This is a genomic window from Dolichospermum circinale AWQC131C, assembly GCF_000426905.1.
Taxonomy (GTDB): domain Bacteria; phylum Cyanobacteriota; class Cyanobacteriia; order Cyanobacteriales; family Nostocaceae; genus Dolichospermum; species Dolichospermum circinale.
The window spans coordinates 75,414-83,922 of record NZ_KE384659.1; the positions used below are offsets into that span (position 1 = coordinate 75,414).

General features: G+C 37.7%; 10 protein-coding genes. 4 read left to right on the top strand and 6 right to left on the bottom strand.

Features of this window, described 5'->3' with window-relative positions; all coding sequences use genetic code 11:
* Positions 1-1,084: calcium-binding protein (locus ACIR131C_RS23735; protein WP_035372671.1), on the top strand; the 1,084-nt coding region annotated here is incomplete at its 5' end.
* Positions 1,085-1,177: 93 nt separating this feature from the next.
* Here the strand turns inward: ACIR131C_RS23735 and ACIR131C_RS0121110 are convergent.
* The 6 genes from ACIR131C_RS0121110 to ACIR131C_RS0121135 all read right to left on the bottom strand — a co-directional run bounded on the left by ACIR131C_RS0121110 (position 1,178) and on the right by ACIR131C_RS0121135 (position 5,202).
* Positions 1,178-1,966, bottom strand: coding sequence for a Uma2 family endonuclease (locus ACIR131C_RS0121110; RefSeq protein ID WP_028091753.1), 789 nt, complete (start codon positions 1,964-1,966; stop codon positions 1,178-1,180).
* The gene (locus ACIR131C_RS23740) at positions 1,935-2,231 is read right to left on the bottom strand and encodes a PIN domain-containing protein (protein ID WP_231395521.1); all 297 of its coding nucleotides are present in this window, start codon (positions 2,229-2,231) and stop codon (positions 1,935-1,937) included. Before ACIR131C_RS23740 ends, ACIR131C_RS0121110 begins: the two co-directional genes overlap by 32 nt.
* Positions 2,232-2,516 (bottom strand): UPF0175 family protein, encoded by a 285-nt coding sequence (locus ACIR131C_RS0121120; protein WP_028091754.1) that lies wholly within the window; start codon positions 2,514-2,516, stop codon positions 2,232-2,234.
* A 63-nt stretch (positions 2,517-2,579) separates the two neighbouring features.
* Positions 2,580-2,996: a type II toxin-antitoxin system VapC family toxin gene (locus ACIR131C_RS0121125; RefSeq protein ID WP_028091755.1), complete on the bottom strand. Its 417-nt coding sequence runs from the start codon at positions 2,994-2,996 to the stop codon at positions 2,580-2,582.
* Positions 2,997-3,013: 17 nt separating this feature from the next.
* Entirely contained in the window at positions 3,014-3,664 is a 651-nt protein-coding gene (locus ACIR131C_RS0121130) for a hypothetical protein (protein WP_028091756.1), read from the bottom strand.
* A 179-nt stretch (positions 3,665-3,843) separates the two neighbouring features.
* Positions 3,844-5,202, bottom strand: coding sequence for an NAD(P)/FAD-dependent oxidoreductase (locus tag ACIR131C_RS0121135; RefSeq protein ID WP_028091757.1), 1,359 nt, complete (start codon positions 5,200-5,202; stop codon positions 3,844-3,846).
* A gap of 297 nt (positions 5,203-5,499) precedes the next feature.
* Here ACIR131C_RS0121135 and ilvC point away from each other — a divergent pair, with 297 nt between their 5' ends.
* The 3 genes from ilvC to ACIR131C_RS0121150 all read left to right on the top strand — a co-directional run bounded on the left by ilvC (position 5,500) and on the right by ACIR131C_RS0121150 (position 8,398).
* Positions 5,500-6,495, top strand: a complete 996-nt coding sequence (gene ilvC, locus ACIR131C_RS0121140) for a ketol-acid reductoisomerase (protein ID WP_028091758.1) — start codon at positions 5,500-5,502, stop codon at positions 6,493-6,495.
* Positions 6,496-6,647: 152 nt separating this feature from the next.
* The gene (locus ACIR131C_RS0121145; protein ID WP_028091759.1) at positions 6,648-7,796 is read left to right on the top strand and encodes an AAA family ATPase; all 1,149 of its coding nucleotides are present in this window, start codon (positions 6,648-6,650) and stop codon (positions 7,794-7,796) included.
* Positions 7,796-8,398 (top strand): DUF4276 family protein, encoded by a 603-nt coding sequence (locus tag ACIR131C_RS0121150; protein ID WP_035372667.1) that lies wholly within the window; start codon positions 7,796-7,798, stop codon positions 8,396-8,398. The genes ACIR131C_RS0121145 and ACIR131C_RS0121150 overlap by 1 nt, the downstream gene beginning before the upstream one ends.
* Positions 8,399-8,509 lie beyond the last annotated feature (111 nt).

The following is an 8,509-nucleotide window of genomic DNA, read 5'->3' on the forward strand; positions in this document are numbered from 1 at the left end:
AATTAACGGTACTGGTAACGCAGGTAATAACGTCATCACTGGTAACGGTGCTAATAACATCCTCAATGGTGGTTCTGGTAATGACACCCTCAACGGTGGTGCTGGTAAAGATACCTTGATTGGTGGTGTAGGTAATGATACGTACATCGTTGATATAACTGACATCATTACCGAAAGTACAGGGGGTGGCACAGATACCATTCAATCTAGTGTTACTTACAACATTGCGGCTCTGACTAACGTTGAAAACTTGACACTGACAGGAACAACAGCGATTAACGGTACTGGTAACACTGGTAATAACGTCATTACTGGTAACAGTGCTAATAACAACCTCAGTGGTGGTTCTGGTAATGACACCCTTAATGGTGGTGCTGGTAATGATACCCTTAATGGTGGTGCTGGTAATGATATCTTGATTGGTGGTGCAGACGATGATATCTACGTTGTAGATAGTAACACTGGGACCATTACCATTACCGAAGATGTGGAGGGTGGTACAGATACCATTGAATCTAGTGTTACTTACACTATTGAGGATATTGATAACGTCGAATACCTGACCTTAACAGGAACAGCAGACATTGACGGTACTGGTAACACAGGTAATAACGTCATTACTGGTAACAGTGCTAATAACAACCTTAATGGAGGGGATGGTGATGACACCCTTAATGGAGGGGATGGTAATGACATCCTCACGGGTGGTCTAGGTAGTAACAATTTGTTTGGTGGAGATGGTAATGACCAGTTCGTATTCAGTGGACTCAATCCTTTTGATACAACTGTTAATGGAGTAGACATCATTGCTGACTTCTCCACGGGAACTGACCAGTTAGTTCTGAGTAAAACCGTATTTGATTTTCTAACCAGTGATGTCGGTATAGGATTGAGCGATCCGTCAGACTTTGAATCTGTTGACAATGATGAATTAGCAGGAGATAGCACCGCCAGGATTGTTTATAGTTTAGGCAGCGGTAATCTATTCTATAACCAAGATGCTGATACAGCAGGTTTTGGTACTGGTGGTCAGTTTGCAGTTGTAGATTTTTTGACTGCTGACGATTTTGTGATTATTGCTTAATCTGGAGTTATAATCCACTTTCTACTCCCCAAGTGTCCCCCGTTCCCAGTCTAGGACTGGGAACGAGAAGAACGAGAAGATGTGAGATTTTGTTTATTCTAAATCAGGTTCAACACCAAGCGCACGCAGTTGGGCAATTAATCTTTGGGTTTTTTGCCTTTCTTGTTCTAACTTTTGTGTTTCTTGTTCAGCTTTTTGTTTTTCTTGTTCAGCTTTTTGTTTTTCCTCTTCTGTGCTGGTTAACATCCAATTACCGTCTTGATCATACCAACGTAACCAAGGCATTTCCACAGTTTTATAACTTCCTTGCCACACTCCTAAACCTAATTTTATTTCGGGAATCCAAAACCGAAAATCTGATAAGTTTACTTCAGCATAACGAGCACCTGTTAACTGAAACATTCTAAATTCAGATTTATAACGATCAAAGATAGCGTAATAGGGTACTCTTAAAATTTGTTCGTAAACTTCCCATTTACCAGGAGGTTTTTCGACATCTCTTAATGTTTGCCCTAAGTCTTCTTTTTCTGTTCCTGGTGAGAGTAATTCAACGACAATATAAGGATTAACTGCTTCTTGCCAAACTACATAACTTAACCGCAAATCTCTATTGTCATAAAGTGAGGGAACACCTAACACTGCAAACCAATCTGGACGTTTATACCATGAAGGATGACGCAAATCATAATAAAGATTCAGATCACTTCCTGTAAATATTTGGTCACTAGGATAATTTGCTGGACGGAATGTTTCTGCTAATAATTGTGGTTGGAATAAATGAAATTGATCTGGTAAACCAGGTTCCTCCGGGTCTTCGCTAGGAAGATCATACATTGTCGGTAATGTTTCTTTAGGGGAAAGTGGCGGATCTGTTTGATACATTCTTAACAATCCTAAAGATAGAATTTCTATTTCTATTATGTCGCAAGATGAGTTGTAACTCCCTAACCAACTGCTGATTATCTACCGTTACAACCTCTAACCAAGGCAAATCCTGAACAAGTTTTGCTGCTGGATGCTTACCTACCTGCAATTCATCAAATACACCTTGGGGAATCACAACTTTACCAAAAAGTTTTGGCAACAAATCAAGATGATCCACTTTTGCTAACTCGCTAATTGGCGTAGTATCAGAAACAATAATCATTTAAGAAATCTGCTGATTTAAAATTAACTCTGCCTGTTCCACTTCTTGACGTAATTCCTCCAAATTTTGAGAATCATCAAAAAGAGAAATACCCCATTTTTTCATCATTTCTATTACCTCTAAACGGGAAACACCAAGAATTTTCCCCGCCCTGCCACTACTAATTTCTCCTACCTCTAATAATGTCATTACATAACCTTCTTTAGCTTTTTGTAAAGCTTTTTCCTGAACCTCAGCCGAAAGCTGAATACTTTCTAATTGTTCATCTAAAATTGTTAAAGCCATTACCAAAATCTCCTAATTACACATTTTCATTTTAATCTTTAAACCACTTACTATAACAATCAATTATTTTCTCAATGAAATCACTTTAATTGATTTAACTTGACAAATTGGCTTTTCTCTTTTTTCGGCGGTAATTAACTCATCTGCTTTTCCTAGCAACGCAGCAGCAACATGAATTGCATCAATTCCACTCAATCCATTATTATTTGTAATAATTTCGTTATACGCACATTCTAATAATTTTTGATTGGGTTCTACCCATTCTTGTACACTATCAAAAAATGTTTCATAAAACTCTGCTTCTAGTTTTCTTTTATTTCTGATAGCATGAGGTAATATTTCAAATTTGACATAATAACTAGAAATAAAATAGCGTTCCGCACTACCTAAAATCTTTAAAGCTTCTTGGCAGATTGGATCACTATTATCTAATGTTGCTGCTGCTATTAATACGCAGGAATCTATATAAGTTCTTTTCACCCGATTAAATTGTTTATTTAGTTATTTTCTGTTTCTTCTTCAAGATATTGATCAAATTCTGCTGAAGTTAACAGCGGTTCTCCAGACAGAATTATTTTTTCTTTAATTTTAAAAAGTTTTCTTCCTAAATCTGTTTTACAATTTTTCCAATCTATCGCTCCTGTAACAGAGTTGATAAATCTCTGTAGTGCTTTTTCATGTTGTTTGACTACTTCTTCAATGATTTTCCATTCTTCACCATTTATCAAAATATTTTTTGATCCTCTATTAAATTCAGCAGCATCTAAGGCAAATTTTCTTAAGAACTCTTTTGTATCTGATGAATAAAAATCCCAACATTCAATAACAGATTCTGTCAGTAAATTTAATGCTTGAATATTCCTTTCAAAAAAATTTTGTGCTTCATTACTTTCGGTGATTTCTAATAACATTTGCATTCCTTTTTGAAATTTCTTCTTTCCTAATAATAAATCTTGCTTGAGTTCTACAAGAGATTTGCCTTTTCCTTGAGCAATTTTAATATATTCATCAAATTTATTCTTCTCCTTATTATTTCTAGAATTAAATCCCCCACAACGATTCAAAAATCTGATAGTTTCTTCCAAATCCTTAGCAATTATTTGTTTTGCATTTTCTATATCTTTAGCTTTTAAGATCGTGCTGGACATATTTTTAATCCAATAAGTGAAATAGTAAAAACTCTTACTGGTTATAGTATATCAGAATTTAGATACTACAATATAATTATTGGCAAAATTTACGGGCGTATTCCCATAAGCCCGCATTCCTTGCCAATTAGAGATTACATCTAAATCGGGATAGTGGGTTATTAACCCACTTTATAAAACTACACATTTAACGGCTTTTTGGTGACAATTGGCGTGTGACTCTGATTATTTGCAATTGGGATAGGTGCAATGGCTTCTTTACCTGTAATTAATCTGGCGCTACGATTACGGGTAAAATAATTCCATAACCATTGAATCATGACTACTAACTTGTTGTCAAACTCAATGAGGAAGTAGATATGAATGAATAACCACACAAACCACGCAAAGAAACCTCGGAGTTGAATAAATCCTAAATCAACAACTGCGGCGTGTTGACCAATCATTGCTAAACTACCTCTATCTACATATTTAAACTGGCGTAATGTTTCACCTTTCAGGCGTTTTTGAATCAGTTTAGCTACATATTCCCCTTCTTGCATGGCCACTGGTGCAACTCCCGGTAAGGGTTTATCATTTTGATGGGAGAAGTTGGCTAAATCACCAACTACAAAGATGTTAGGATATTCCTTAATACTCAAATCCGGTTCTACTATAACACGACCAGCGCGATCGCTTTCTACTCCAGTCCTATCCGTTAACACCTTACCCATAGGTGAAGCTTTTACACCAGCAGCCCACAACACGGTTTTAGCTGCAATTTCTTTGACTTCATCACCCTGTTTGATTGTAACAATATCATTTTCAATATGTGTTACTAAGGTTTTGGTTTGCACATCTACACCCAAAGCTTTTAATGATACTTCTGCTGTCTGAGATAATTCGGGTGCGAAGGGAGGAAGAACACGATCTAAACCCTCTAATAATAAAACTCTGGTTTCTGATGTGTCAATGTTGCGAAAATCTTCTTTGAGGGTTTTAGTGGCTAATTCTGCAATTGCTCCTGCCAATTCTACTCCAGTTGGACCACCGCCGACAATTACAAAAGTTAATAAAGCTTGACGTTTAATGGGGTCGCTTTCATTTTCAGCAGCTTCAAAGGCCATAAAAATCCGCCGACGCATTTCAATAGCGTCCTCAACAGTCTTTAAACCGGGTGCAAATTCTTCCCAGTTATCCTTACCAAAATAGGAATGCTTTGCCCCTGTGGCGACAATCAGGGTATCATAGTGGACAGATTCCCCTTTGACTATCACATTCTGGGCTTTGGGGTCAATATCATAAACTTCACCCAACAATACCTTTGTATTTTTGCTTTTGCTAAGGACAGAACGCAAGGGAGACGAGATATCTGCTGGGGATAAAGCACCTGTAGCGACTTGGTACAGCAGTGGTTGAAAGAGGTGAAAGTTGCGTTTATCAATGAGCGTGATTTGTACATTGGCCTTAGCTAAAGATTTAGCAGCATATAAGCCACCAAAACCACCGCCAATAATCACGACTTGGTGGACTGGTTTTTTGTCAGACAGATCAACCATAACAGATATTTCCTTCGATAACAGGTGTTGTAACTATTCTTAACAAATTTGTATCAAAATTGTCATAATTATTTCTGTTTATCTTGAACTTCTGAAAAAAAAAGTAAACGTAGGGGATTAGTCAGTGGTCAGTGGTCGGTGGTCAGTAGTCGGTGGTCAGTGGTCAGTTGTCAGTGGTCAGTTGTCAGGAGGAAGAAAGGAGAAAAATACCAACGCCCAACAAACAACTGACCAATTTGCGATACAATCAAAATTCTGCCAATTTCATGACAACCTTTACGGACAGGAGATGCTTCTATGGCGCGTATGTATTATGATGAAGATGCTAATTTAGACCTTTTAGCGGGTAAGACGGTTGCTATTATTGGTTATGGTTCTCAAGGTCATGCTCACGCGCTCAATCTAAAAGATAGCGGTGTTAATGTGATTGTGGGATTATATCCTGGTAGTAAGTCCACAGCGAAAGCCGAAGCTGCTGGCTTAACTGTAAAAAATGTTGCTGATGCTGCTAAAGCTGCTGATTTCATCATGATTTTATTACCTGATGAAGTCCAAAAAACAATTTATAAAACCGAAATTGAACCAAATTTAGAAGCCGGAAACGTTTTAGCTTTTGCACACGGCTTTAATATCCATTTTGCACAGGTTATCCCCCCCGCTGATGTTGATGTCGTCATGGTTGCACCTAAAGGACCCGGACATTTAGTCCGTCGTACTTACGAACAAGGACAAGGTGTACCTGCATTATTTGCAGTTTATCAAGATGCAACCGGTAAAGCACGCGATCGCGCTATGGCTTATGCTAGAGGTATTGGTGGTACACGGGCGGGTATTTTAGAAACCACTTTCCGCGAAGAAACCGAAACGGATTTATTTGGAGAACAAGCGGTATTATGTGGTGGTTTGAGTGCTTTAATTAAAGCGGGTTTTGAAACCCTGGTAGAAGCAGGATATCAACCAGAACTAGCTTATTTTGAATGTCTACATGAGGTCAAATTAATTGTTGATTTGGTCGTAGAAGGTGGTTTAGCAACAATGCGTGATAGTATTTCTAATACCGCCGAATATGGTGATTATACTCGTGGTCCCCGTGTTGTCACCTCTCAAACTAAAGCGGAAATGAAGAAAATCCTCAGCGAAATTCAATCTGGACAATTTGCGCGGGAATTTGTATTAGAAAACCAAGCGGGTAAACCTGGTTTTACTGCTATGCGTCGTCAAGAAGCTGAACATCCTATTGAGGAAGTTGGTAAGGATTTACGCGCTATGTTTAGTTGGTTAAAGAAAGCGTAATTTTGGGTAATTGCAAAAGAGGTGATTGGTAATCATCAATCACTTCTTAACATCTATTTAGGGCTTATACCAGGAAAATAGCTATAATAGGATGAAGAAATAGTCAATTTACTATTTTTAACTGGTCTATTGCAATCTTCTCTTTATTCCTAATGTTTATTTCTCATATCATCCTCAAGAATTGGCGTAATTTTCTGTCAGTAGATGTCGAATTAGGTGACAGAGTTTTTATAGTCGGTCCTAACGCTTGTGGTAAATCTAACTTTCTTGATTTATTTCGGTTTCTGCGTGATATTGTCAAGCCTGGAGGTGGTTTACAGACAGCGGTAAAAGAGCGTGGAGGAGTATCTAAAATCCGTTGTTTGTCAGCGCGGCAAAATCCCAAAATTGAAATTGAAGTACACTTGTCTGATTATTCTAGTCATCAACCTATATGGAAATATGCTATTGGCATAACACAACAAACTAGAGGTTATCGTCAACCTATTTTAGCCTACGAGCGTGTATGGAAGGGAAATGAAATAATAGTTAATAGACCAGATATAGACGATGAAAAAGATGAATTACGACGAACACAGACCCACTTAGAGCAAATTAGTGCTAATGCCAATTTTCGAGAAATTGCTAAGTTTTTTGAATCAGTTCTCTATCTACACCTTGTACCTCAGTTACTTCGTTATCCAGAGGTGTTTTCTGGACCGGGAATTTCAGAAGATCCTTTTGGCAGAAGTTTTCTAGAACGCATTACCAAAACTCCTGAAAAGACTCGCAAATCTCGACTAACAAAGATTGAAAATGCTTTGCGTTCTGCTGTTCCCCAATTGAAACATCTTACTGATATAAAAGATGAAATGGGTGTTCCTCATTTAGAAGCAGTATATGAGCATTGGCGACCTCAAGCCGGCAAACAAAGAGAAGATCAATTTTCAGATGGAACATTACGTCTAATTGGCTTGCTGTGGTCATTACTAGAAAGTGATTCACTGCTGCTTCTTGAAGAACCAGAGTTATCTTTAAATGCAGCAATAGTTAAAAAATTACCTTCTTTAATGTATCGAATTCAACGTCAGAAAAAAAGACAAATAATACTCACTACACATAGCGCGGATCTACTCGAAGACGAGGGAATTGGGGGTGAAGAAATATTACTTTTAACACCGAGCTTAGAAGGGACTAAAGTTACTACAGCATCTTCAATTGATAATGTCCGTGATCTGCTAGAAGGCGGTTTAAGCATAGCTGAAGCCGTATTGCCATTAACTAAACCATCTGAAATTAATCAATTGGAGATTCATTTATAGTGGATTTAATACCTATTAATTTAGCTGTTGAAGACCCACTGAGTGAAGCTGTATTGCGGACAATTTTACACCAGTCAAATCGCCGTTATATAGTGGGTAATTGTTATTCTAAACATGGTTTCGGCTATCTTAAGAAGAATATAAAAGGATTTAATAATGCTGCTCAAGGAACACCTTATATAGTTTTAACAGACCTTGATAGAGCAGAGTGTCCACAGGAACTAATTCAGGAATGGCTACCATATACGAAACATCCTAATCTTTTGTTTCGTATTGCTGTTAGGGAAGTAGAAGCATGGCTTTTAGCTGATAGTAAAAACTTTGCTAAATTCTTGGGAGTTTCACAAACATTGATTCCTCAAAATGTAGACGAAATTAGTGATCCGAAACAAACATTGATTAATATTGCGAGAAAATCTAAAAACCGTGAATTGCATGAGGCTATAGTTCCACGGTCTAATAGCACAGCAAAGGTAGGTAGAGACTATAATGGACAGTTAATTTACTTTGTTAATAACTACTGGCAAATGGAAGTAGCTAAGTTATGTTCCCCAAGCCTACAAAGGGCTATCAATGCTATCTCTAAATTTGAGCCAATATGAAGGAAAGGGGCAGGATTTTCATCCTACCATTGAAAAATTTTCTGAAGATATTAGGACTTACGCAAGATTCATGGAATAACGAACCACAGAGGCACAGAGGTCACGGAGAAA